This window comes from Amycolatopsis sp. NPDC028719, from assembly GCF_055565395.1.
This window is the reverse complement of sequence record NZ_JBVHUL010000003.1, coordinates 73,194-97,122: the sequence shown is the minus strand read 5'-3', so window position 1 is coordinate 97,122 and position 23,929 is coordinate 73,194. Positions and strand designations below refer to the sequence as shown.

23 protein-coding genes are annotated in these 23,929 nt (G+C 72.0%); 11 read left to right on the top strand and 12 right to left on the bottom strand.

All coding sequences use genetic code 11. The features are described 5' to 3' along the window. Positions 1–4: 4 nt before the first annotated feature. The 4 genes from ACZ4TR_RS14200 to ACZ4TR_RS14185 all read right to left on the bottom strand — a co-directional run bounded on the left by ACZ4TR_RS14200 (position 5) and on the right by ACZ4TR_RS14185 (position 4,715). Positions 5–1,504: an ArnT family glycosyltransferase gene (locus ACZ4TR_RS14200; protein ID WP_465288106.1), complete on the bottom strand. Its 1,500-nt coding sequence runs from the start codon at positions 1,502–1,504 to the stop codon at positions 5–7. Next, complete coding sequence (locus tag ACZ4TR_RS14195) at positions 1,501–2,244, bottom strand: ABC transporter permease (protein WP_465287439.1); 744 nt, start codon at positions 2,242–2,244, stop codon at positions 1,501–1,503. The genes ACZ4TR_RS14200 and ACZ4TR_RS14195 overlap by 4 nt, the downstream gene beginning before the upstream one ends. An 11-nt stretch (positions 2,245–2,255) precedes the next feature. Further along, complete coding sequence (locus ACZ4TR_RS14190) at positions 2,256–3,161, bottom strand: ABC transporter ATP-binding protein (RefSeq protein WP_465287438.1); 906 nt, start codon at positions 3,159–3,161, stop codon at positions 2,256–2,258. Positions 3,162–3,299: 138 nt separating this feature from the next. Next, the gene (locus ACZ4TR_RS14185) at positions 3,300–4,715 is read right to left on the bottom strand and encodes an MFS transporter (protein ID WP_465287437.1); all 1,416 of its coding nucleotides are present in this window, start codon (positions 4,713–4,715) and stop codon (positions 3,300–3,302) included. Positions 4,716–4,811: 96 nt separating this feature from the next. Here ACZ4TR_RS14185 and ACZ4TR_RS14180 point away from each other — a divergent pair, with 96 nt between their 5' ends. Further along, positions 4,812–5,444: a TetR/AcrR family transcriptional regulator gene (locus tag ACZ4TR_RS14180; protein WP_364511453.1), complete on the top strand. Its 633-nt coding sequence runs from the start codon at positions 4,812–4,814 to the stop codon at positions 5,442–5,444. Here the strand turns inward: ACZ4TR_RS14180 and ACZ4TR_RS14175 are convergent. Further along, positions 5,441–5,959 (bottom strand): ribonuclease FAU-1 family protein, encoded by a 519-nt coding sequence (locus ACZ4TR_RS14175; protein ID WP_465287436.1) that lies wholly within the window; start codon positions 5,957–5,959, stop codon positions 5,441–5,443. The two genes, ACZ4TR_RS14180 and ACZ4TR_RS14175, sit on opposite strands and share 4 nt — an antisense overlap. A gap of 104 nt (positions 5,960–6,063) precedes the next feature. Here ACZ4TR_RS14175 and ACZ4TR_RS14170 point away from each other — a divergent pair, with 104 nt between their 5' ends. The 5 genes from ACZ4TR_RS14170 to ACZ4TR_RS14150 all read left to right on the top strand — a co-directional run bounded on the left by ACZ4TR_RS14170 (position 6,064) and on the right by ACZ4TR_RS14150 (position 11,069). Beyond that, positions 6,064–7,650: a DUF5685 family protein gene (locus ACZ4TR_RS14170; RefSeq protein WP_465287435.1), complete on the top strand. Its 1,587-nt coding sequence runs from the start codon at positions 6,064–6,066 to the stop codon at positions 7,648–7,650. Positions 7,651–7,842: 192 nt separating this feature from the next. Further along, entirely contained in the window at positions 7,843–9,999 is a 2,157-nt protein-coding gene (uvrB, locus tag ACZ4TR_RS14165) for an excinuclease ABC subunit UvrB (RefSeq protein ID WP_364511465.1), read from the top strand. A gap of 58 nt (positions 10,000–10,057) precedes the next feature. Continuing rightward, complete coding sequence (locus tag ACZ4TR_RS14160) at positions 10,058–10,330, top strand: type II toxin-antitoxin system VapB family antitoxin (RefSeq protein ID WP_465287434.1); 273 nt, start codon at positions 10,058–10,060, stop codon at positions 10,328–10,330. Next, positions 10,327–10,725 carry a type II toxin-antitoxin system VapC family toxin gene (locus ACZ4TR_RS14155; RefSeq protein WP_465287433.1) on the top strand — a complete coding sequence of 133 codons (399 nt, stop codon included), beginning with the start codon at positions 10,327–10,329 and terminating at the stop codon, positions 10,723–10,725. Before ACZ4TR_RS14160 ends, ACZ4TR_RS14155 begins: the two co-directional genes overlap by 4 nt. Beyond that, complete coding sequence (locus tag ACZ4TR_RS14150; RefSeq protein ID WP_465287432.1) at positions 10,722–11,069, top strand: MmcQ/YjbR family DNA-binding protein; 348 nt, start codon at positions 10,722–10,724, stop codon at positions 11,067–11,069. Before ACZ4TR_RS14155 ends, ACZ4TR_RS14150 begins: the two co-directional genes overlap by 4 nt. On the opposite strand, the gene ACZ4TR_RS14145 is transcribed toward ACZ4TR_RS14150, so the two are convergent. After that, positions 11,066–11,455: a VOC family protein gene (locus tag ACZ4TR_RS14145; protein ID WP_465287431.1), complete on the bottom strand. Its 390-nt coding sequence runs from the start codon at positions 11,453–11,455 to the stop codon at positions 11,066–11,068. The genes ACZ4TR_RS14150 and ACZ4TR_RS14145 overlap by 4 nt on opposite strands. Positions 11,456–11,515: 60 nt before the next feature. Beyond that, complete coding sequence (locus tag ACZ4TR_RS14140) at positions 11,516–12,913, bottom strand: S28 family serine protease (RefSeq protein ID WP_465287430.1); 1,398 nt, start codon at positions 12,911–12,913, stop codon at positions 11,516–11,518. Positions 12,914–13,139: 226 nt separating this feature from the next. Here ACZ4TR_RS14140 and ACZ4TR_RS14135 point away from each other — a divergent pair, with 226 nt between their 5' ends. Further along, positions 13,140–13,643, top strand: a complete 504-nt coding sequence (locus tag ACZ4TR_RS14135; protein WP_465287429.1) for an SRPBCC family protein — start codon at positions 13,140–13,142, stop codon at positions 13,641–13,643. On the opposite strand, the gene ACZ4TR_RS14130 is transcribed toward ACZ4TR_RS14135, so the two are convergent. From ACZ4TR_RS14130 to ACZ4TR_RS14120, 3 genes are all read right to left on the bottom strand, one after another. Next, entirely contained in the window at positions 13,640–14,380 is a 741-nt protein-coding gene (locus ACZ4TR_RS14130; RefSeq protein WP_465287428.1) for an enoyl-CoA hydratase/isomerase family protein, read from the bottom strand. The two genes, ACZ4TR_RS14135 and ACZ4TR_RS14130, sit on opposite strands and share 4 nt — an antisense overlap. Before the next feature lie 72 nt (positions 14,381–14,452). After that, on the bottom strand, positions 14,453–15,385 hold the full coding sequence (locus ACZ4TR_RS14125; protein WP_465287427.1) for an ABC transporter permease: 933 nt from the start codon (positions 15,383–15,385) through the stop codon (positions 14,453–14,455). Beyond that, positions 15,382–18,240, bottom strand: coding sequence for an alpha/beta fold hydrolase (locus tag ACZ4TR_RS14120; protein WP_465287426.1), 2,859 nt, complete (start codon positions 18,238–18,240; stop codon positions 15,382–15,384). The genes ACZ4TR_RS14125 and ACZ4TR_RS14120 overlap by 4 nt, the downstream gene beginning before the upstream one ends. Positions 18,241–18,544: 304 nt before the next feature. On the opposite strand from ACZ4TR_RS14120, the gene ACZ4TR_RS14115 reads away from it, so the two are divergent. The 4 genes from ACZ4TR_RS14115 to ACZ4TR_RS14100 are packed head-to-tail and all read left to right on the top strand — an operon-like array spanning position 18,545 to position 22,506. Next, entirely contained in the window at positions 18,545–19,507 is a 963-nt protein-coding gene (locus ACZ4TR_RS14115; RefSeq protein ID WP_465287425.1) for a TerC family protein, read from the top strand. Positions 19,508–19,559: 52 nt separating this feature from the next. Next, positions 19,560–21,503, top strand: coding sequence for a S9 family peptidase (locus ACZ4TR_RS14110; RefSeq protein WP_465287424.1), 1,944 nt, complete (start codon positions 19,560–19,562; stop codon positions 21,501–21,503). Positions 21,504–21,545: 42 nt separating this feature from the next. Next, the gene (locus tag ACZ4TR_RS14105; protein ID WP_465287423.1) at positions 21,546–21,878 is read left to right on the top strand and encodes a YciI family protein; all 333 of its coding nucleotides are present in this window, start codon (positions 21,546–21,548) and stop codon (positions 21,876–21,878) included. Beyond that, positions 21,871–22,506, top strand: a complete 636-nt coding sequence (locus ACZ4TR_RS14100; protein WP_465287422.1) for an HAD family hydrolase — start codon at positions 21,871–21,873, stop codon at positions 22,504–22,506. The genes ACZ4TR_RS14105 and ACZ4TR_RS14100 overlap by 8 nt, the downstream gene beginning before the upstream one ends. Here ACZ4TR_RS14100 and ACZ4TR_RS14095 read toward each other — a convergent pair. After that, positions 22,488–23,144, bottom strand: a complete 657-nt coding sequence (locus ACZ4TR_RS14095; protein WP_364511504.1) for an RES family NAD+ phosphorylase — start codon at positions 23,142–23,144, stop codon at positions 22,488–22,490. The two genes, ACZ4TR_RS14100 and ACZ4TR_RS14095, sit on opposite strands and share 19 nt — an antisense overlap. A 51-nt stretch (positions 23,145–23,195) precedes the next feature. After that, the gene (locus tag ACZ4TR_RS14090; RefSeq protein WP_465287421.1) at positions 23,196–23,777 is read right to left on the bottom strand and encodes a MerR family transcriptional regulator; all 582 of its coding nucleotides are present in this window, start codon (positions 23,775–23,777) and stop codon (positions 23,196–23,198) included. Positions 23,778–23,929: the final 152 nt, after the last annotated feature.

The following is a 23,929-nucleotide window of genomic DNA, read 5'->3' as shown; positions in this document are numbered from 1 at the left end:
TGGCTCAGGTGTGGGTGTTCACCAGCTTCGGCCACAGCACGGACCACGGTTCGGTCCGCCCGCTCGCCAGCCACAGCGGCACGCCGTCGAAGTAGCTCGGCTTCGCGTCGCCCGTGTCGACCGTCCCGATCGGCCGCACGACGGCGAAGCGCCCGAGCAGTGGCCGCGGGTCGGCACCGACGTACAGGACGTCCGTCGCGTCTTCGGGCGGTACGACCAGCGTCGCGTACCCGCGGTTGCCGCTGGCCGGCTCCGGCAGGCCGAGGTCGCGGCCGTAGCGGTCGAGCGCACTGGCCTCCCAGTACGTCTCGGTCACCACCGCCGTGCGTTCCCGGCTCGGCAGCCTCGCGAAGGCGTCGGAAACCGACCGGGTCCCCTCCGGCCAGCCGATCTCGGCGAAGGCGAACACCGGCGACGGCAGGGACGGGTGCTCGGTCAGCCACACCCGCGGCCAGACCGGCAGCGCGACGGGCAGGACCAGGAGCACGGACAGCGCGTAGCACGGCCAGGCCGCCAGCCACCGCCACCAGCGCGACGGTTCCCGGCGCTCGAGCGCCACCGCGGCCATCGCCCAGCACACCGGGTACATCCCGGCGAGGTAGTAGAACCGGCCGTTCACCGCCACGAACGCCACGGTCAGCAGCAGCGTCGTCCAGCCGAGGAAGCGGAGCTCCCGGTCGCGCAGCACCCGCCACAGGCCGTACCCCAGCAGGACGGCGCCGACCGGGATCCCGGCGGTGAGCAAGGCCGCCGGCACGAACGTGAGCCGCCCGCCCCAGGTGTTGCCGACCTCCTGGGAGATCGCCGCGCCCATGCCGAACTGCGGCCAGCCGTGCGTGGCCTGCCAGAGCAGCGTCGGCACCAGAGCCACCACGGCGATCGCCGCGCCGAGCCACAACGCGGGCCGGCGCAGCAGTTCCCGTGGTCCGCACACCAGGAGCGCGACCCCGGCGGCGAGCCAGAAGCCGCCGATGAGGAACTTCGTGTACAGCGCGAGCGCCGTCACCACGCCGGCCCAGACGAGCAGGCCGTCGGCGCGGGTCCGCAGCCACCGGACCAGCAGCCACAGCAGCAGGGTCCAGAGGAACGGGTCCACTGTGGACGTCGCGAGGTAGTGCCCGCCCGCCAGGAACAACGACGACACGCCGAAGGTCGCGGCGGCCAGGGTCTGCGCTTTCGCCCCGCCGCCGAGTTCGCGGGCGATCAGCGCGGTCAGCGCGATGCCCCCGAGCATCGCCAGCACGGCGGGAATCCGCAGCACGAACGGTGACTGCCCGAGCGCGTCCATGGTCCTGGCCAGCAGGGGCAGCAGCGGCGGCTGGTCGACGTAGCCCCAGGCGAGGTGCCGGCCGGCGGCCAGGAAGTAGAGCTCGTCGCCGAAGTAGCCGTACCGGTTTGCGGTCAGCAGCAACGGGATCGCCATCAGCGCCGTCACGATCGCCACCGGGCGCGTGGCGACCGGCGCGACCGGCCGGACCCGGGCCGCGGCGGCCGCGGTCGTCACTCCCACCGGAACACCCGCGCCGCGATCGTCGAGCAGACGACGGCGAAGACCGCCATCGCGCCGAGCTGGAGCAGCTCCGGGGCGTCGCCGGCCCAGGTGGCGCGCAGCGCGTTGAGCGTGCCTCCCAGCGGCAGGACGTCGGCGACGTGCTGCAGGAAGACCGGCAGCTTCTCCTTCGGCACCCAGACCCCGCCCAGCGCCAGCATCGGGAAGAACAGCGCGCTCCCGATGCCACTGGCCGCGCGGCCGGTCGGCACCAGTGCCGCCACCAGCAGGCCGACGGAGAACAGCGCCACGGCCCCGAGCACGAGCGACAGCAGGAAGCCGCCCGGGTTGCCCGGCAACGGGATGCCGAGCGCGAGCCCGCCCACCCCGGCGATCAGCGCGACCACGACGACGGCGGCGGCCAGGTTCACCAGCAGTTGCGCGGCGAGCAGCAGGCTCGGCGACACGGGACTCGCGGAAAGCCGCTTCAGCAGGCCTTTTTCGCGGTAGGTGCCCATCGCGGCCGGGAACAGCGTCAGCGCCAGCATGGCCAGCAGGATCGTGATGGCCATCGGCGCGATCAAGGTGGCCAGGGCGCTGTGCCCGCCGTACTCGGGGTCCGGCTCGTTCGCACCGGGCATCAGCCCGAACACCAGCAGCAGGGCGAGCGGGATGCCGACGACGACGGCCGGCGCGCCCGGGTCCCGCAGGAACACCTTGGCCTCGGCGGTGGTCAGCTTGGTCAGGACGGACATGGTTTCCCCCTTCATTCCGGCCGGTGGCCGGTGAGTGCGACGAAGGCGTCGTCGAGGCCGGCCTGCTCGACGCGCAGGTCCTCGGCGATCACGCCGAGGCGGGCGAGCAGCGACGTCACCGCGTGGAGCACGTTCCCGCGGCCGCTGACCACGAGGCGGTCGGCGTGCCACTCGGCCTTCCGGACCTCCGGCAGCGCCTCGAGCGCGCGCGGGTCGAGCGGGATCGACGGCCGGAACCGCACGACCTGCTCGTCGGTGACCCGGGCGACCAGCCCGGCCGGGGTGTCGACGGCGACGACGCGCCCGGCGTCGATCACCGCGATCCGGTCGCAGAGCCGTTCCGCTTCGGCCATGAAGTGCGTGACCAGCAGGATCGTCACGCCCTGCGCGCGCACGGCCTCGATGAGGTCCCAGGTGTCGCGGCGGGCCTGCGGGTCGAGGCCGGTGGTGAGCTCGTCGAGCACCGCCACCTCCGGGCTCCCGACCAGTGCGAGCGCGATGGACAGCCGCTGCTGCTGACCGCCGGAGAGCTTCTTGTAGGCGGTGTTCCGGTGCTCGGCCAGGCCGAGCGTCGCGAGCAGCCGCTCCGGGTCGGCCGGCGTCCGGTAGAACGCGGCGTAGAGGTCGAGCAGCTCGCCGACCCGCAGCTTGTCCTGCAGCCGGCTCTCCTGGAGCTGGACGCCGACGCGCTGGCGCAGTTCGGCCCGGTCGTGGCGCGGGTCGAGCCCCAGCACCGAAAGCACACCGCCGTCGGGCGTCCGGAGGCCCTCCAGGCACTCGACGGTCGTGGTCTTGCCCGCCCCGTTCGGGCCCAGGATCCCGAAGATCTCCCCGCGTTCGACGCTGAACGACACGTCGTCGACCGCGACCTTGTCCCCGTACCGCTTGTGGAGGTGCTCGACCTCGATGACCGGCATGGCGCTGTTCCCCTCTCGATCCGCTTGCGACACACCGAGACTCCCGCGCGAGGGGCCTCCGGCGAATCGTCAGGACGGTCCGGACCGGGTCCTCCGGCGGCGGACCCCGTATCCACCGTCCGGAGGATGCGCGAGGAGTCAGGAGCTGCGCCGGGGTGACGCGAGCACGAGCAGGAAGGTGAGCGCGATGCCCCCGGCGATGACGAACACCGCCGTCCGGATCCCGTCACCGGTCGCGACGCGCAGCGCGTCGCCGCCGAGGTTCCGGGTACCGGCGTTGGCGATCAGGACCAGCACCGCGAGCCCGGCCGCGGCGCCGATGCCGGAACCGGTCGTGACGATCCCGGAGGCGACCCCTTGCCGCGGGGCGGGCACGCGCGTCGCCGCGGCGATGTACATGGCCGTGAACACCATCCCGTCGCCGGCGCTGACCGCGATCAGGCCGGGCACCAGCCCGGCGTAGGAGCCGTCCGGGGTGAGCGCGAACCCGAGCAGGCACGCGCCCAGCGCGCCGGTCGCGAGCGCGCCGAGCAGGGTGTGCCGGACGCCGATCCGGGTCACCAGCGGCCCGGCCAGCACCGAGCCGGCGACCACCACCGCGGTGGGCAGCAGGAACGCGAGCCCGGTGGCCAGCGCGTCGTAGCCCCGGACGTCCTGGAAGTGGAGGGACAGGAAGTACAGCAGCGAGCCGAAGGTGGCCGTGAACAGGAACGCGACGACCAACGCCAGCCGGAGACTCGGATTGGCCGGCAGGCGGCGCGGCACCAACGGGTCGGCGCTGTGTCGCTCGATCACCGCGAAGGCGCCGGCGAGCAGCGTCCCCGCGACCAGGGCCGCCACGATCCCGGGGGAGTCCCATCCCGCGTCCGGGCCCTGGACCAGCGCGAACGCCAGCAGGGTCACCGCGCCGGTGACGCTCAGCGTGCCGGCCAGGTCGAACCGCCGCCCCGGCGCACCGGGCCGGTCGGGTGCGATGAGCGCGAACGCCGCCACGAGCGCGACACCGGCCAGCGGAACGTTTACGAAGAACACCGCCTGCCACCCGAAACCCCGCGTGAGCACCCCGCCGAGCAGGACGCCGACGACCAGGCCGGCGGCACCGGCTCCGCCCCACGCGCTCAGCGCGCGGTTGCGCTCGCGGCCCTCGGCGAAGGTCGTGGTGATGATCGCCAAGGTGCTGGGGAAGACCAGCGCCCCGCCCAGGCCCTGGAGCGCCCGGCCGGCGAGCTGGAGGAGTGGCACCGTGGCGAGCCCGCCGACGACCGACGCGATGGCGTAGAGGGCGAGGCCGGTCACCAGTACCCGGCGCCGGCCGAGCAGGTCCGCGGCCCGGCCGCCGAACAGCAGGAACCCGGCGGAGGCGATCGCGTACGTGCTGATCACCGCCTGGAGGGTCTGGGCGGAGTAGCCCAGGTCGCGGCCGATTTCGGGCAGCGCCACCACGACGATGTACTGGTCGAGGGAGACGATCAGCATCGCGAAGGCCAGCAGCGCCAGCCGCGCGCGGGGGTGGTCGCGGCGCCCCACCGAGGTCACTTCCGGTTCGGTCAGCATGGTTCCTCCTGGTCGTCGCCTGGGTCGCTGCTGAACTGTACGCTTCAGTTCATATGAACTCAACGGTTCAGTTCAGGAGCTTGGTATGCTGCGGCGATGACCGAGACGCGACGGCGTGCCCCCTCCGGCGAGCGCGCCGACCTCAAGCGCCGGGCGATCGTGGACGCCGCCCGCGAGACGTTCCTGGCTCGCGGCTTCGAAGCCGGCATCGACGTCATCGCCCGGCAGGCCGACGTGTCGAAGGTGACGATCTACAACCACTTCGGCAGCAAGAGCGAGCTGTTCCACGCGGTCATCCACGACGCGCTCAAGGAAGCGCTCCAGCAGTCGACGCTGGCGCTGGAGAAGAGCCTGGCCGAGTCCGACGACATCCGCGAGATCCTCGTGCGGACGGCGACGGGCTGGGTGGCGGGAATGGCGCAGCCGCAGGTGCTGGCGCTACGCGCGCTGGTCGCCAGCGAAGCGCAGCGGTTCCCCGAGCTGGGCCAGGCGTGGAAGGCCAACGGTCCCGACCTGACGTCCGCCATCCTCGCCGGGGAGTTCCGCAAGCGCATCGAGGCCGGCGAACTCGCCATTCCCGACGTCGACCTGGCCTTGGTGCAGCTCTACGCGCTGGTCCTCTACCCGCACTTCACGCACGCCGCCTACGGCGAACGGATCGGCGAGCAGCGCACGCACGACCTCATCAGCCGCGGCGTGGACATGTTCCTCGCCTACTACTCGGCCTAGGGGTGCCGGCGCCAGGTCAGCGTGATGTCCTTCGTGGACAGCCAGGCGGAGAGGTCGTAGCCGTGGGCGGCCAGCCCTTCCACCGCGGCGTAGGTGGTCTTCAGCGCGTACTCGGCGTCTTCGGTGGTGAGGAGACCGGCCGCGTGGGCTTCGAGGAGCTCGTCGGTGTCGATCACGCGCAGTGAAAGCTTGTCCTTGAGCACCAGGTCGACGTAGAGGTCGGTGGCGACCCAGCGCGGGCCGTCGCGGCGGACGCGGACCACGTCGAGGTAGAAGTCCTGGTCGCGCTCGTGGCCGGGGGAGAACCAGAAGTCGGTGAACCGCAGCCCGAGCCCGGGCACCAGCCACGACTCGAGGTAGTGGAACTGGGCGCGGCCGGGGGTGGGGCGCGCGAGGTACAGGCCGAACGGCTCCTCGCGGTACTCCTCGACCTCCCGGCGGATGCCCTTCGGGTCGATGTTCGCGCGCTCGGCGGGGTCGAAGAGCTCGACCTTCGGCGCGTGCAGTTCAGCCATGCGGTCATCCTGCCGGGCAGGTCACGAATCGCGTATACGCGACGCGCGCGCCACTCGTTCGGGCTAAGGTGCGCCGACGATCAGGGGAGCCGAGGGGACTGGGGATGTTCGGGATCATCAGGCCGTGCCGGCACCGGCTGTCCGGCCGCCTGCACGCGGACTGGGTCGCGCACCTGTGCGGGCTGTGTCTCACGCTGCGCGACGAGCACGGGCAGCTGGCCCGCGTCGTCACCAACTACGACGGGCTGATCATCTCCGCGCTGGTCGAGGCGCAGACGCCTCGCGCGGACCAGCGCCGGGACGCCGGGCCCTGCCCGCTGCGGGGCATGCGCTCGACGTCGGTGGCGCGCGGCGAGGGGGCCCAGCTCGCCGCGGCGGTGTCGCTGGTGCTGGCCGCGGCGAAGGTCGGCGACCACGTCGAGGACCGCGACGGTGCGTTCGGCCGCCGTCCGGTGGCCATGGCCGCGCGGAGGGTCGCGGCCCGCTGGGCGGCGCAGGGCAGCAGCACCGGCGGCCGGATCGGGTTCGACACGTCGGTGCTCACCGAAGCCGTCGAGCGGCAGGGGGAGCTGGAGCATTCCGTTCGCTTCGGCGACTCGGCGCTCCTCGCGACCGAGCCCGCCGAGCTGGCCACGTCCGCGGCTTTCGCGCGGACGGCGGAACTGGCCGGGCGGCCGGGGAACGTGGCCCCCCTCGCGGAGGCCGGCCGGCTGTTCGGCCGGGTGGCGCACCTGCTGGACGCGGTCGAGGACCACACGGCCGACGCGGCGGCGGGTGCCTGGAACCCGTTGCGGGCGACCGGAACGTCCTTGGCGGAGGCGCGCCGGTTGTGCGACGACGCGGTGCTCGGGGTGGAACTGGCGTTGCGGGAAGCGGAGTTCGCGGAGCCGGGTCTGGTGCACGCGTTGCTGGTCCATGAGCTGCGGCAGGCAGTGCGACGCGCGTTCGGACACGGCTCGGCGCATGGTCACGGCTCGGCTTCCGGTGCTGGGTCGGCGGCCGGGAGCGGCTCGGGCTTCGGTCAGGGTTCGGCCGCTGAAGCTGGTTCGGTGGCCGGAAGCGGCGCGGACTTTGCGCAGGACTCGGCCGCTGGTGCCGGGTCCGGCGCGGCGTTCGCGGCCGGCGAACAGTGGCCGGGCGGCCTTGCCGGGCAACAGCCGCCGCCCGGGTGGATCGGGCCGGGACCCACCCCGCCGCAGCACCCGCAGCAGCCGCCGCCGGGCCGGATCGGCCGGGGGCCGGCTCCTCAGCAGTACCCGCACCAGCCCCCGGGCGGCCCGCGAACCGGTGCGCCGCAAGGCTTTCCGCCGCCCGGCCCGGTCCCGCCGCCGGGTGCGCCCGGCGGCCGCGGCCCGGGGGGCCCTGGCGGAGGTGGCCCGGGTGGTCCCGGTGGGCCGGGAGGTCCTGGCGGCCCGGGTGGTCCCGGCGGGCCGGGCGATTCCGGCGGTCCGGAGTCGCTCGACGGCAAGGGCGGTGGACTCTGGTACCCGAAGTTCGCCGTCCCGCCGAAGAAGCGCAACTTCTTCCTCGGCTGCGCTCTCACCCCCTACATGTGCTGCACCTGCCAGTTCTGCTGCCGCGATCCCTTTCCCGGCCCGTGGAGCGGGAAACCGCACTCGACCGGCGGCTGCGACTGTGCCGGCTGCGACGGCTGCTGCGACTGCTGTTCCTGCTGTGACTGCAGTTGCTGAAGGGGCACCGCGATGACGATGGACGATCTGCCCCACCGGAGCCACGCGACCTTGCCGGGCCGGCCGCACCCGCGCCCGGCGCCGGCCCGTACCGCGCCGTGACCGGCGGCGAAGTCATCTCCGTCACGGTGTCCCGGCCCCGCTGACCAGGCCCGACGGAAATTGTCGGTGGGTCGGCTTACTCTGGTCGACGTGGCTTTCGCAACCGAACACCCCGTGCTCGCCCAGTCCGACTTCCGCCCGGTCTCGGAGATCCCCCGGACCGGCGGCCGCTTCGAGGTGGTCAGCGACTACCAGCCCGCCGGTGACCAGCCGGCGGCCATCGACGACCTCGAACGCCGGGTCAGGGCGGGCGAGAAGGACATCGTGCTGCTGGGCGCCACCGGTACCGGCAAGTCGGCGACCACGGCGTGGCTGATCGAGCGCGTCCAGCGGCCGACGCTGGTGATGGCGCCCAACAAGACCCTGGCCGCGCAGCTGGCGAACGAGCTGCGCGAGCTCTTCCCGCACAACGCGGTCGAGTACTTCGTCAGCTACTACGACTACTACCAGCCCGAGGCGTACATCGCGCAGACGGACACGTACATCGAGAAGGACTCGTCGATCAACGACGACGTCGAGCGGCTGCGGCATTCGGCGACGATGAACCTGCTGTCGCGGCGGGACGTCATCGTGGTCGCGAGCGTGTCCTGCATCTACGGCCTGGGCACCCCGCAGTCCTACCTCGACCGGTCGTCGAAGCTGGCGGTCGGCATGCAGCTCGACCGGGACGTCTTCCTGCGGGCACTGGTGGACGTGCAGTACACGCGCAACGACATCGCCTTCGCGCGCGGCACGTTCCGGGCGCGCGGGGACACGGTCGAGATCATCCCGGCGTACGAGGAGCTGGCGATCCGCGTCGAGTTCTTCGGCGACGAGGTCGAGAAGCTGTACTACCTGCACCCGCTGACCGGGGACATCGTCAAGGAGGTCGACGAGGTCCGGATCTTCCCGGCGACGCACTACGTCGCGGGCCCGGAGCGGATGGAAAAGGCGATCCAGGGCATCGAGAAGGAGCTCGAAGACCGGCTGGCGGAGCTGGAGAAGCAGGGCAAGCTGCTGGAAGCGCAGCGGCTGCGGATGCGCACGGCCTACGACATCGAGATGATGCGGCAGGTCGGGTTCTGCTCCGGCATCGAGAACTACTCGCGCCACATCGACGGCCGCGGGCCGGGTACCGCGCCGGCGACGCTGATCGACTACTTCCCGGACGACTTCCTGCTGGTGATCGACGAGTCGCACCAGACCGTCCCGCAGATCGGCGGCATGTACGAGGGTGACATGTCCCGCAAGCGCAACCTGGTCGAGTACGGCTTCCGGCTGCCGAGCGCGGTCGACAACCGGCCGCTGACCTGGGAGGAGTTCTCCGACCGGATCGGGCAGACGGTGTACCTGTCGGCGACGCCGGGGCCGTACGAGATGGGCCAGGCGGGCGGCGAGTTCGTCGAGCAGGTCATCCGGCCGACCGGCCTGGTCGACCCGAAGGTGGTCGTGAAGCCGACCGAGGGCCAGATCGACGACCTGGTGCACGAGATCCGCGAGCGCGCGGACAAGGACGAGCGCGTCCTGGTCACCACGCTGACGAAGAAGATGTCCGAGGACCTCACGGACTACCTGCTGGAGCTGGGCATCCGGGTGCGCTACCTGCACTCGGAGGTCGACACGCTGCGCCGGGTCGAGCTGCTGCGCCAGCTGCGGGCGGGCGACTTCGACGTGCTGGTCGGCATCAACCTGCTGCGCGAGGGTCTCGACCTGCCGGAGGTGTCGCTGGTGGCGATCCTCGACGCGGACAAGGAGGGCTTCCTCCGGAGCGGGACGTCCCTGATCCAGACGATCGGCCGCGCGGCGCGAAACGTGTCGGGCGAGGTCCACATGTACGCGGACAAGATCACCGACTCGATGAAGCACGCCATCGAGGAGACGGACCGCCGCCGCGAGAAGCAGGTGGCCTACAACGTGGAGCGCGGGGTCGACCCGCAGCCGCTGCGGAAGAAGATCGCCGACATCCTTGACCGGGTCTACAGCGAGGCCGAGGACACCGAGCAGGTCTCGGTGGGCGGCTCGGGCCGCAACTCCTCCCGCGGCAAGAAGCCGGAGCAGGGCGATCGGGTGCGCAGCTCGGGCATGCTGGTCGACAAGGACGTCTCGGCGATGCCGCGCGCCCAGCTGGCGGACCTGATCCAGCAGATGACGGACCAGATGATGCAGGCGGCGCGGGACCTGCAGTTCGAGCTGGCGGCCCGGCTGCGCGACGAGATCCAGGACCTGAAGAAGGAGCTGAGGGGCATGGACGCGGCCGGCATCAAGTAGCGGCCCGGCCGAGGGGGAGGAAATGGAAGTATTACACCATCGTCAGTACCATTACACCATGGCGATGAACATCAAGGACCCCGAGACCGAGCGCCTGGCGGCCGAAGTGGCCGAGCTGACCGGCGACACCAAGACGGGCGCGGTGCGCGAGGCACTCCGGATGCGCCGTGACCAGCTCCAGGCCGAGCAGAACTCGGCTCGGGACGGGGCCGCGTTCGTCCGGTTCCTGGAGGAGGAGATCTGGCCGCAGGTCTCCCCGGCGAACCGCGGTGTGCCGATCGGCAAGGCCGAACGCGAAGGGATCCTCGGATACGGGCCCGGTGGCGTGTGATCATCGACAGCTCGGCGATGATCGCGACGATCATGGGCGAGCCGATGGCTCCGCTCCTCGGCAAGATCATCGGTTCCGCGCCTGTCTGCCGCGTGGGTGCGCCGACTCTCGTCGAGACCACCCTTGTCCTCGTGCACAAGGAAGGTCCGCGCGGGAAGGCCCTCCTCGCGGACTTCCTGCAGCAGCGGCGGTTCGGGGTGATCTCCTTCGGCGACGCCCACTGGCGTTCGGCGCAGACGGCATTCATGCGGTTCGGCAAGGGGCGCCATCCGGCCGGGCTGAACTTCGGGGACTGCCTCACCTACGCGACCGCGTTCGTCGCGGGGGAACCGTTGCTCTGCATCGGGGACGACTTTCCGCAGACCGACCTCGAACTCGTGAAGTTCGAGTCGTGAACATCGACGCCGTCGTCGCCTACTGCCTCGGCAAGCCCGGGGCCGAGGAGACCTATCCCTTCGGCGACCACGTGCTCGTCGCGAAGGTCGGGGGCAAGGGCTTCGCCTTCATCGGGCAGGACGAGCCCGGCAGCGTCGCCGTCAAGTGCGGTGCCACCAAGGACGAAGCCGCCGAGATCCGGCAACGGTACCCGGACGCCGTCACCGTCATGGACTACCTCGGCCGCTACGGCTGGAACCGCGTCGAACTCGGCGCCGGTGTCCCCGACGCCGAGCTCGAAGAACTCATCGACGTCTCCTACGACGATGTCGTCCGGAGGCTGCCGAAGGCGAAACGTCCTTAAGACGGTGCCGGCGCTTCCGAGTCCGGCTGGAGCATGCCGAAGATGTTGCCTTCGGTGTCCTTGACGTACGCCAGCCAGCCGACCCCCGGCACCGGGCTCTTCGGCAGCGCCAGCGATCCGCCCGCCTCGGTCACCGCGGCAAGCGCGTGGTCGAGGTCGGCGACGTCGACCGTGTTCACGAAACCGTGCACCGGCGCCGAGTCCTCGGGGGCCGGGCCGACCCGGGGCACGAGCCCGCCGTCGATGCCGTCGCCTTCGCCCGTCGTGATCACCCAGTACGGGACGTCGCCCCAGCGTTCGAACTTCCAGCCGAACACCGCCGTGTAGAAGGCCACCGCGCGTTCGGGCTCACCCGCGTGGATCTCGAAGTGGACGGGACGAGGCATGCCGCCTCCTCAGGCCGGGCCGTCAACGTGCCGTGAGACTACGCCCGGCCTGAGGGGAAGTCACAGTGGTGGCCGCGCCGAAAGGGTGAGGTCCGCGTCGAAGTCCGGGAACCCGGCCGGCGCGCTCCGGGCCGTCAACGCCGAAGCGGGGGACAACCCCGCCCAGCGCCGGACGGTCGCGGTCGCCGCGGCGGCGTCGGCCGCGGGCAGCTGCGCGATCTTCGACCCGTGGTTGCCGCCCGGCACGTAGTAGCGGTACGAGTCGCGGCTGCCGAAGCCCAGTTCGAACGGCTCGGCGCCCCACGGGTCGTTCGAGCCGTACACGAACAGCAGCCGGGTGCCGCGGGACTTCACCCAGAAGTCGATGTCCGGCATGGCCAGGTAGTCGAACCGCGGGATCTTGACCGACGAAGGCACGAACGTCTTCGGCTGGTCGGCGCCGGGGTAGCGGAGCAGGTCGCGCAGGTAGCCGTCGTACGCCTCGGGCGAACCCAGCTGCGCGGCCGCCTGGTAGTAGTACGGGACGTACGGCGCCAGATCCTGGTCCGAGTAGGTGTTGAGGCTTTCCACCTTCTCGTACCAGGCGTAGACGTCGGCCGCGGGCGCTCCCGGCGCCGGCACCGTCGCGCAGTCCGCCTGCTTCTGGTACTGCCAGAACGCGAAGTACGAGTCGATCACCGAGATCTCGAGGGACTTGTCGGCCGAGCCGACGATCGAGAACGTCAGCCCGCGTTGCGCCGCGTCCGCCGCGGCGATCACGCCCAGCTCGGCCCGCCGCTTCAGCGCGTCGCGCTGGATCGCCTTGAGCGCGTCCCGGCAGCCGGGGTCGTCACCGACCCGGGACAGGAACCGGTTGTAGACGTCGACGGGGTCGATGACGTCGTTGGGCGCGACGTAGGGGATCGTCGCGTCGACGTCGTCGGGGAAGAAGCGCCGGAAGTACGTCGCGGTCATGCCGCCCTTGCTGCCGCCGGTGGCCAGCCACTTGCCCGGGTAGATCGCCTTGAACGCCTGCACCGCGCGGTGCTCGTCCGCGGCGGCCTGCCAGATCGTCAGCTGCTTCGCCCAGTTCTCCGGTTCGGGGCGTGACGGCGTGAAGTACCGGTACTCCATCGAGAGCTGGTTGCCGTCGACGATCTGCGTCGGCTCCGACCGGTTCGGCGCGGTGCTGACGTTGTAACCGCTGGTGAAGGCGACCGTCGGCGCGGCGAAGTCGCGGTGCAGCAGGGTGAACCGCTGCTGGAAGGTGCCCGCGCCGGGGTGGCGGTGGTCGGCGGGCTGTGTGAAGGTCAGCTCGAAGAACCGGAACCCGGCCGGCGCCGGATCCTCCTTGACGATCGTCAGGCCGGGGATCTTCCGCAGGGCGGCCTCGATGTCGGCCGGCCCCGCGCTCGCGACGGGCGCCAGCCCCACCACGGCCAGCACGGCCGCCGCGACGGCGGTGAACACTCTGCGCATGGACGCACCCTCCCCGGCTTCGGATCCCACCGTGGGACCCTCACAGAACCGGCGGCGGTCGGCAATCGGCTGTCCGGGCGCAGCATCGGTCAGAATCCGACTTTCGGCGGGTGGCGCGCGCGTCCTCCGTCGTGCGCACCCGCGGGCACCGTGCGAGTTGTCCGGCTGGTCAGCGCGACGTTACGGTCCGATCCCGTAGGCACCGGCATCGAGCGAGGGGTCCGCCATGAAGGTTTCCGACTGCCCGACGACGCAGGTCGAAGTCCGCATCGACGCGGGACCGGCCGAGGTCTGGTCCTGGTTGCTGGACATCGACCTGCCGGCTCGGTTCTCCACCGAGTTCCAGGGCGGCGGCTGGGTCGAGGGCGCCGAGCCCGGCCTGGGCGCGCAGTTCCGCGGCCGCAACTCCCACCCGGTCGCCGGGGAGTGGGAGACGGTCTCGACCGTGACCGGCTACGAGCCCGGGCGGCTGTTCGCGTGGGCCGTGATGGACGTGACGAACCCGGCCGCGTCGTGGCGCTTCGAGCTCGTCCCCGACGGTGAGGGCACGATTCTCCGCCAGTGGGCCCAGATCGGCCCCGGGCCGTCCAACCTGACGACGATCATCGGCTCGATGCCCGAGCACGAGGAGGAGATCGTCGCGATGCGGCTGGGCGAGCTGCAGGGCAACATGCAGAAGACGGTCGACGGCATCAAGGCCCTCGCCGAGAGCGGCGTCCGCACCGCCTAGCGCAGCACCTTGTCCACATAGGACTTGACGGCGGCCAGCGCCGCGGGTGCCCGCCACAGCCGCTCGACCTCGGGGTCGTCGGTGTGGCGGTACTCGGCGATCCGCTCGTGGAAGGGCTGGCGGATCTGGGCCTTCGTGTGCCCGAACGCCTCGGCGGGCAGCTCGCCGAGCCGGGTCGCGACCGCCAGCGCCCGCTCGACGACGTCGTCCGGCGCGGCCAGCTCGTCGACCAGCCCGCGCGCGAGGGCGTCCTCGCCGCGGTGGACTTGACCCGAGTAGGTGAGTGCGGGCAGCGGCGCCGTGCCGTAGGCGCAGCGCAGGATCTCCAGCGCGGCCAGCGGGAAGGGCAGCCCGACCAGCAGTTCGGTCACGCCGATGCCGCCGGACCCGAGCACGCGGTGGTCGCACGCGGCGGCGAGCACGGCACCCCCGGCGACGGCGGGCCCGTTCAGCGCGGCGACCACCGGCCGCGGGAAGCCGAACACGGCCAGCAGCGCGTCCGACAGCAGCGGCAGGAACTCCGACACGTACGACGCGCCGCCGTCGTGGATCCGCTTGAGGTCGACGCCCGCGGAGAAGATGCGCCCGGTGCCGGTGAGCACCACGGCGCGGGCTTGCGAGACCTCCTCGAGCCGGAGCACGAGCTCCCTGCAGGAGTCGCTGTCGAGGGTGTTGGCCTTGCCGTGGTCGATCCGCAGCACGGCGACGTCGTGGTGGCTGTCCAGGGTGATCGGCACGCGCCCGACCGTACCCCGGCGCGGTCCGGCCGGCGACGGCGAGCGGCGTGGCCCCGCCGCTCGCCGCCCACGTCAGCTCGTGATGTCCTTCCGGGCGAAGCGCCGCCCCGCGTACAGGAAGAACACCGTCCCGTAGATCACCGCCGACAGCATCCCGCTCGCCAGGTTGGTCCAGTCCACGTCCGTCGAGATCAGGTCCATCCACGAGAACGCGTAGTGGGTCGGCAGGTAGTTGCGCAGGCCCTCCAGCGCCGTGATCTGGTCCAGGATCTGCGACAGGATCGCCACCAGCACCGCGCCGCCGACCGCGCCGAGCGGGGCGTCCGTCGACACGCTCAGGGCCAGCGCCAGCCCGGCCACCCAGGCCAGCTGGAGGATGATGTACATAGTGGACAGAGCGATGGCCAGCAGGCTGTCGCCGAAGGACACCGCGTCGCCGGTGGGGCTGATCGCGTCGCCCGCGCCGTACCAGAGCACCCCGACGCCGAGCGACACCAGCGGCAGCAGCACCAGCGCCGCGGCCGACAGCAGCCCCGACACGATCGCCTTCTGCCGCAGCACCCGGTGCCGCGGCACCGGGACGGCCAGCAGGTACTTCAGGCTCGACCACGACGCCTCGCTCGCGATCGTGTCGCCGAAGAACAGCGCGACGATCATCGGCAGCAGGAACGTGCCCGACACGAACAGCGCCAGCACGACGAAGTTCGGCGCGGACGCCGTGGCCAGGTCGACGAACCCGCCGCTGCGCCGGTTCGGGTTCGACTGCCCGGCCTCGAACGCGATCACCAGGATGAACGGCAGGAGGGCGACGAACCCGAGCAGGAACTGCGTGCGCCGCCGCTTGAGCTGGCGCCGCAGCTCGACGCCGAGGCGCAGCGTCCGCCGGGCGGAGTACCCCGCGACGGCGCCGTCCGGCCCGACTTCGGCGTGCTCGTGCGACGCGACGTCGGTCAGCTCGTCGAGCGCGTGCGGGTCGGTGTGGACGCCCGAATTCGAAGTGTTCACGACTCGTCTCCGACCAGTTGCAGGAACGCGTCTTCCAGGCGGCGCCTCGGCCCGGCCTGCTCCACCGCGACGCCGGCGCGGACCAGCGTCGCGACCGCCTCGGCGCGCGGCAGCCCGTCGAGGTCGGCGTGCACCAGATCGCCGTCGACGTCGACCGAGGTGACGCCGCCGGCCTTCAGCGCGGCCGCGGCCGCTTCCGGGTCGTCGACCCGGAACGTCGCCTCGCCGCCGGCCGCGGCCAGCTCGCCGACCTCGCCCGCGGCGACCAGCGCGCCGCGGTGCATGACCACGACGTGCGTGCAGGTCTGCTCGACCTCGGCCAGCAGGTGGCTGGACACCACCACCGTGCGGCCGGTCGCGGCGTAGCGCTGCAGCACCTCGCGCATCTGGTGGATCTGGGGCGGGTCGAGCCCGTTGGTCGGCTCGTCGAGCACCATGAGCTCCGGCAGGCCGAGCATCGCTTGCGCGATCGCGAGCCGCTGCCGCATGCCCTGGCTGTAGGTCCGGACCCGGCGGTCGACCGCGGAGCCGAGCCCGGCGATCTCCAGCGCCTCGCCGAAGTGTGCCTTGTCCGCCGGCCGTCCGGTGGCCGCCCAGTACAGCTCGAGGTTCGCCCGGCCGGACAGGTGCGGCAGGAAGCCGGATCCCTCCACGAACGAGCCGATGCGAGAGAGCACCGGTGCGCCCCCGGTGATCTTGTGCCCGAAGACCCGGATGTGGCCCTTCGTCGGCGTGATCAGGCCCATCAGCATGCGCAGCGTGGTCGTCTTGCCCGCGCCGTTCGGCCCGAGCAGGCCGAGCACCTGGCCCGGCTCGACGCGGAAGGACAGGTCGTTCACCGCGACGAACCCGCCCGGGTACTCCTTGCGCAGCCCCTCGATGACCAGCGGCGTCGCGGACAGTTCCGGATCGATGTCGGTGGCCCGGCGGCGCCGCAGCACCGCGAAGAGCACCGCGGCCAGCCCGATCGCCAGCGTCACGCCGATGCCCACCAGCTGCCCGACCGGGGCCGGCGAGCCGACGGAGGTCCCGGGCACGACCGGTACGGCCAGCGCGGTGCCGCCGGCCAGCGCGACCCGGAACACCGCGGGCGCGGCCGGCGTCGCGAACGCCTGGTCGGTCGTGCCGACGACGAGGCGCAGCGAGTGCCCGCCCTCGATCGGCCGGACGATGCCGGGCAGCGTCACGGTGACCGCGACCGGCGTGCCGTCGGCCGGCAGCCCGCTCACGCGGAACGGCGCGATCGCGTTGGCCGGCAGCACCCGGGAGCCGTCCTGGCCGACGTCGTAGAGCTTCGCGAACAGCACTGCGTCCGGCTGCGGGTGCGCCGGGTCCGCGGCGACCTGCAGCCGCACGGTCGAGGCGCCGCTGACGACGACCTGCCCGTCCACCGGCGCGGTCGTGAACTGCGCGGCCTGACCCGGCGGGTCGTTGCTGAACAGCGCGCCCAGCCGGGACGTGCTGCTCGCGACGCCGTTGAGCCCGGGGATCCCGCTCACCGCCGAGGGGTTCGCCCCGGCCGGGCGGACGATCGCCTGCGCGGGCCCGCTCATCGCCAGCGGCCGGCGCTCGGTGGCCGGGCCGGTCAGGCCGGGGTAAGCGGCCGCGGTGACCGTGCGGACCGACGGCGTCCCGTTGGCGCGCAACGTGCCCTGGACGTCGTAGCTGAACCCGGTGCCCGGGTCGCCGCCGTCGACGGCGGTCCACAGGAAGTCCGCGATCTTGGCCCGCAGCTGCGGGCCGGGCTTGCCGCCGTCGTGGCCGCCGGTGTACCAGATCGTGCGCACCTTGCCGCCCGCCGCGGTGATCTGGCGCGCGGTGGCGTCGGACTGGTCGAGGCCGAACAGGGTGTCGCTCTCGCCCTGGACCAGCAGGGTCGGGACGGAGATCTGGCCCGTCACCGAGACGGGGGAGACGCGGCGCAGCAGGTCGACGCTCGCCTGGCTCGCCCGCCCGGTGGTGCCGAGCTCGGTGTAGGCGCGGCAGACGGCGGCGGTGAACCGGCCGCACGGGTCGGCGGGCCCGCTCTGGCGACCTCCGCCCGCACCCGGGGGCGCGGCGGGAACGGCGGCCGCCGCCCCGGCGGCTCCGGTGGATCCCGTGTCGGTCGCCTGCCCGGCTTCCGGTGCCTCGGCCGACGGCGAGCCGCTGGAGGCGGCGCCGGAGCCGGCCGAGAAGAAGATGCCGGCCCAGCTCTTCTTGAACACGCCGTCGGTCGCGAAGGCACCGGCGGCCGGGGTGCTCGATGCCTGCGGGCCGGGCGTGGCCGCGTTCGGGACCAGGCCCTGCGCGAGGTCGTTGTAGGTGATGACCGGGGCGATCGCGTCGACGCGCTTGTCCGTGCCCGCGAGCAGCAGCGAGAGCGCGCCGCCGTAGGAGGCGCCGGTGACGGCGACCTTCGGGTCGCCGTCCGGGCCGGTGGTCACCTGGTGCTGCGCGACGAGGCGGTCGATCAGGCGGCTCGCGTCGGCGACCTCGCCGTCCGGGTCGTTGAGCCCGATCTTGCCGGTGCTCTTGCCGAACCCGCGCGCGGACCACGTCATGACGACGAAGCCCTTCCGCGCGAGTTCGCGCGCGTCGTCGGCGACGCTGTTCTTGTCCCCGCCGAACCCGTGCGCGAGCAGCACCGCGGGTGCGGGCACGGTGGCGGGCAGGTAGGTGGTCGTGTCGATCTTGACCTGCTCCGCCGAGCCGGGCGCGGCGGGCAGGTCGATCAGCGCGTCCTGGGTGGGCACCGGCGGGGGCGCGCCGGGGCGCGTGATCCAGAAGACCGCGCCGGCGGCCAGGACCACGACGGCGGCGGCGAGCGCGGTGAGGCGGGCTCCGCGAGTGCGCGGGAGCGGGAGTCGGGGCACGAGGTGACCGTAGGTGAAGTTTCCTGAGAACGTCCTCACCGGCTCACGTCGATCACACGCTCGTGACCGCCTGGTGGACCGAGGTGACCGAAATTACAGGACCAACCTGGTGACGTGCGCGATCTCGGCTGGCGTTCGAGCGGGGGTAACCGGCAGACTGGAGCCGCTGTGAGGGGAGTATTCCTTCGCGGCGGTGTCGTCAGCACGGTGGCCTCGCGTCCCCCGGCACCGTCGGCCGGTGTTCCATCGGCGGAAGAGACCTCCGGTTAGTTGCTCATGCGCACTATCCGGAGGTTTGGGTTTCATGACTGTCCCCCTGTGGCTGTGGATCGCCACGATCGGTGGCCTGCTCGCGCTCATCGCGCTGGACCTGGTCATCGTCGATCGCAAGCCGCACGAAGTGACCACGGGGGAAGCCGCTCGCTGGGTGATCTTCTACGTCTCCTGCGCGGTCCTCTTCGGTGCGGGCGTGTGGATCTTCGCCGGGCACGACCCGGGCGTCGAGTTCTTCACCGGGTACATCACGGAGTACTCGCTGAGCGTCGACAACCTGTTCATCTTCATGATCATCATGGCGTCGTTCAAGGTGCCCGCCATCCACCAGCACCGGGTGCTGCTGGTCGGCATCCTGCTCGCGCTGGCCTTCCGCAGCGTCTTCATCGCCATCGGGGCCGCGCTGATCGCGCAGTTCGTCTGGGTGTTCTTCCTCTTCGGCGCGATCCTCGTCTGGACCGCGGTCAGCATGCTGCGCGGCAAGGGCGAGGACGAGGAGTACCACGAGAACGCCGTCACCCGGCAGGTGCGCAAGTTCGCCCCGGTGACCGACGACTACCACGGCCACCACTACACGGTGAAGATCAACGGCAAGCGGATGATCACGCCGATGCTGCTGGTGATCGTGGCCATCGGCTCGGCGGACCTGCTCTTCGCGGTCGACTCGATCCCGGCGATCTTCGGCATCACGCAGGAGGCGTTCCTCGTCTTCACCGCCAACGCGTTCGCGCTGATGGGCCTGCGGCAGCTGTACTTCCTGCTCGGCGGGCTGGTGACGAAGCTGGTCTACCTGACCTACGGCCTCGCGGTGATCCTCGCGTTCATCGGCGCGAAGCTGTTCCTGCACGCCCTGCACGAGTACCACGTCGTGCCGGACTGGCTGGACATCAACAACTGGGTCTCCCTCGGCGTCATCATCGTCGTGCTCACCGTGACCACGGTGGCGAGCCTGGCCAAGGCCCGCCGCGACGAGCGCAAGCAGGTCTCGGCGTAAGTCCCGACGAAGGTCGTTCGCAGCGCTAAGGATTTCGGGTACCGTCGAGGACGTGCGTCCTGCCGACATCGAAGCCCTCGTCGTTCCCGGCCGTCCCGCGCTGCGCGGGAACCTGCTGCTCACGGCGCTGAAGAAGCCCGACCTGAAGACGAACGCCGCGCACAGCTCGCTGCGGCGCGTGTCGCTCGACGGCGGCGAGTCCGCGTGGACCCACGGTCCGCGCGACTCGGCGCCCGCGATCTCCCCGGACGGGCGCTGGGTGGCGTTCCTCCGCGCGGGGGAGGGCCCAGGCGCCGACGGCAGCCCTCAGCTGCACGTCATGCCGGCCGACGGCGGTGACGCGCGCCGGCTGACGTCGCTGCACCTCGGGGCCGGCGAGCCGGTGTGGGCGCCGGACTCGCGGCGGATCGCCTTCACCGCGCGCGTGCCGGAAGCCGGCCGGTACGGGACGGCGGACGCCGACGGCGAGACGCCGGAACCGGCCGCCGAGGCCCCGCGCCGGATCACGCGCATGGACTACCGGATCGACGACGTCGGCTTCCTGCGCGACCGCACGCAGCGGCTGTTCGTCATCGACGCCCTGGCGGAGGAACTGCCGGACCCCGAACCGCTGACCGGCGACGGGTACGACGTCACCGGCCCGGTGTGGACGCCGGACGGCACCCGCGTCGTCTTCACCGCGCCGCCCGACTGGGGCGCGGCCGAGAGCGACTACCGCGACGTCTGCGTGATCTCCGCCGAGGGCGGGGAGCCCGAGGTCGTCGTGCGGGGCGAGGGGTACTCGGAGCGTCCGGTGTTCGCCGCCGACGGCACGTTGTTCTACTTCGGACAGTCCTTCGCGGAACACCACGAAGCCGCGATGACGGGTCTCTACACGGCGACGCCGGAGTTCGGGGCCGGCCCCGCGAAGGCGCGCCGGCTCACCGACATCGAAACCGTGGACTGCGAAACCTCGGCGGGCCCGCCGGCGCCGCGCGAAGGCGACGTGCTCGTGGCCGTCCGCAACCGCGGCGCGGTGGAGCTGCGCGCGGTCGCGGTCGACGCCGCGGACGCCCCGCTCGCCGACCTGCCGGTGGTCTACGCGGACCGGACCGCACTGCGGTCGTTCACGCTGGACGGCACGACGCTGGCGGCGGTGATCGCCACGCCGGACACCTCGGGCGAGGTCGTGCTGCTCCGCGACGGCAACCCGCAGGTGCTGACGGACTACTCGAAGCCGTTGCGCGACAAGGGCATCCGGCCGATGATCGAGCTGGAGACCACGGCCCCGGACGGCTACCCGGTGCACGGCTGGCTGGTGGTGCCCGAGGGCGACGGCCCGCACCCGGTGCTGCGCGTGGTGCACGGCGGCCCGTTCACCCAGCAGGACTGGGCGGTGTTCGACGAGGCGCAGGTGTACGCGGCCGCGGGGTACGCGGTGGTGCTCGGCAACCCGCGCGGGTCGGCGGGCTACGGGCAGACCCACGGCCACGCGATCACGCACGGCTTCGGCACGGTCGACGTCGATGACGTCCTGGCGCTGCTGGACAAGGCCCTGGAACGGCCGGACCTGGACGCCTCCCGCGTCGGCATCATGGGCGGTTCCTACGGCGGGTTCATGACGAGCTGGCTGGCGGCCCACCACGGCGAGCGGTTCAAGGCGGCGTGGAGCGAGCGCGCGGTCAACGCGTGGGACTCGATGGTCGGCAGTTCAGACATCGGCTACACGTTCGTCGACGCGTACATCGGCGCTTCGCCGGAGGTGCAGCGTGAGCGCTCGCCGCTTTCCTACGCGGCGCAGATCAAGATCCCGTTCGCGGTGGTCCATTCGGAGCAGGACTGGCGGTGCCCGCTGGAGCAGGCGCAGCGGATGTTCGTCGCCCTGCGGCGCGCGGGCGCGCCGGCGGAGTTCCTGCTGTTCCCGGGTGAGGGGCACGAGCTGTCCCGGTCCGGGCGGCCGCGCCACCGGGTGCAGCGCTTCGAAGCGATCCTCGAGTGGTGGGGGCGGCACCTGTAGGCCTCTTGCGCCGGGGGTCGCCGCCTGCGAACGTCGGTGGTCATGACGGTGCCCGAGGTGGACTTCGAGCTCGAGACCTGGCGGATGGTGCTGTTCCGGGCGGGCCCGCGCGCCGGTGAGATCTCCGAGGAGATGGCGCGTGAGCTGCGGGCCCGGCACCTGTCGTCGGCCCGCCGGCAACAGGCGGCGGGGACGCTGCTGTTCGCGGGCGCGGTGCCGCAGCCGTCGTCTTCGCTGCCGGTGACGGGCGTGGCGTTCTTCCGGACCTCGGAAGCGGAGACCCGGGCGATCCTGGACGCCGATCCGGCGGAACAGGCGGGGTTGATCGCGTCGGAGATCGTGGGGTTCGTCTGCCCGCGAGGCACCCTTGGCTGACGGGCTGGTCTGCTTCGACGTCGACGGCACGCTGGTCCCCGGCACGAGTTCCTGCGCCTGGGTGGCCGCGGTGCTGGGGCACGAGGCCGAGCTCGTCGCGGCCGAAGCCGCCTACGTCGCGGGCCGGATGACGAACCAGGAGGCGTCGGTGATCGACGCCCGCGGCTGGGCCGGGCACACCGAGGCCGAGATCGGGGCCCGGCTGGAGTCCCTGCCGCTGGTCGACGGGATCGCCGAGACGGTGGCGTGGTGCCGCGAGCACGGCCTGCGCCCGATCCTGACGACGCTCGCGTGGACCCCGGTGGGCCGGCTGCTCGCCGGGCGGTTCGGCTTCGCCGCCTACTGCGGGCCGGTGCCCGAGGCCGTGGACGGGCGCTACACCGGCGCGGTCGCCGAGCACCTGGACGAGTACGGCAAGCGGGACTTCGCCCTCGCCCAGGGCATCGCGCCGGAGCGGTGCGTCGCGGTCGGGGACAGCCGGTCGGACCTGCCGCTCTTCGCCGCCGTCGGGATGAGCATCGGCTTCAACGCCGCGCCGGTGGCCCGCGCCGTCGCCACCCACGTCGTCGACTCCGGCGACCTGACCACGATCCTCCCGCTGCTCGAAGCTCAGTTCAGCAGCGTGTAGTTCAGCTCTTCGCAGACCCGGCCGAGCGGGACGTCGAGGCCCGGGTGGTCCAGCGGCAGCAGCACGTCCGGCGCGATCGGCAGGGCCGCGCCCGCCGGCGGGTCCCACAGGCAGATCGCCGGGTCGCCGGAGTCCATCGAGGAGCGGTACCAGAGGCCGTCGAGGTCGCTGAACGCGCCGCGGATCGCGCGGGCCCACGCCTGGGTGAGTTTCTTGGGCCCGCTCGAGATTTCCTGCGAAGCACCCACCCGCGTCGGCCACAGGCCGGTCAGGTCGAGCAGCCGCAGCGTGCGCGTCGGGCGGACGACGACCAGTCGCGGGCCGCGCGTGCGGCGGTCGACCGCCGAACTCGTCTGAAAGACCTCGGCGACCGAGGTGCGCACCGTGAGGCCGAAGTACAGGACCCCGTTCGCGGGGTCGGTGACCGGCGCGCCGCCGCGGCCGGGCGACTGCTGGTCGAACCGGCCGTGCGGGAGCGGGCCGGTGTAGCGGAACGAGTTCCACTGCTGGGGGTGGTTGCCGTGCGCGGTGAAGATCCGGACGAGCCTGGTCGCGGGCTGGACCGTCACCACGTCATCGGCGCGGTTCAGCTGCCGGACCAGGACGGATCGGGCGGGCGGCAGCGGGAGCCGGGCCATGGGTCGGGGGTGGTCCGTCCTTGTCGGTGATCTTGCTCGGAGAGGCCCAGCCTAGAACGGCGAGCCGAGCGTGGCGATGAGGCGGGCGACGTGGTGCGGGTCACCCCCGGACAGGAGCCATTGGCGCGGGGTCGCCGGATGCTCGTTGATGACCAGGTCGGCCTGCGGGGTGCTCATGAACGCGGCGACGACGAGCGCGGGCTGGTCGTCGGGGAGGGCTTTGAGCACGACCTCGAGGCCGGGCAGCACGCCCGAGCCGGCGAACTGCCACGCCGGCAGCCGCCAGCCGCCGTCCTTCCAGCCGGTCAGCCTGCCTTCCTTGAGGCGGTGGCGGATGCGGCTGTCGTCGACCCCGAGGGCCCTCGCCGCCTCGTTGACGCTGAGCGCGCCCTCGGCGAGGACGGCGTGGGCGGCGACGGTGCGGGCCCGGAAGTCCGGCTCGCCTTCTCGGCGAGGTGACAGATCGAGGCCGACGTCGGTGAGCGCGGCGCGCTGATCGGCGGAGAAGTAGTGCGAAGGATCCGGATTCGGTGGGGACAGTCTGCGCGCCGCGTCTTCGACGAGCGTGAGGAACTCGTTCGCGTCGACCTTCAGGCCCGCCTTGGCGAGGATGTTCTCCAGCGCTACAGACATGTGGCTCAGGTTAACCCGAAACAGCGCGCGTGTGCGGGTTCGTGCGGTTTCTTGCCCGGACTGTGGGTGAATTCACCAGGATCGACACTTAACGCACATCAGTCAACACGTTGAGTAAGCAACTTCCGGTCAGTCTGCCCGGAACGGAGGAC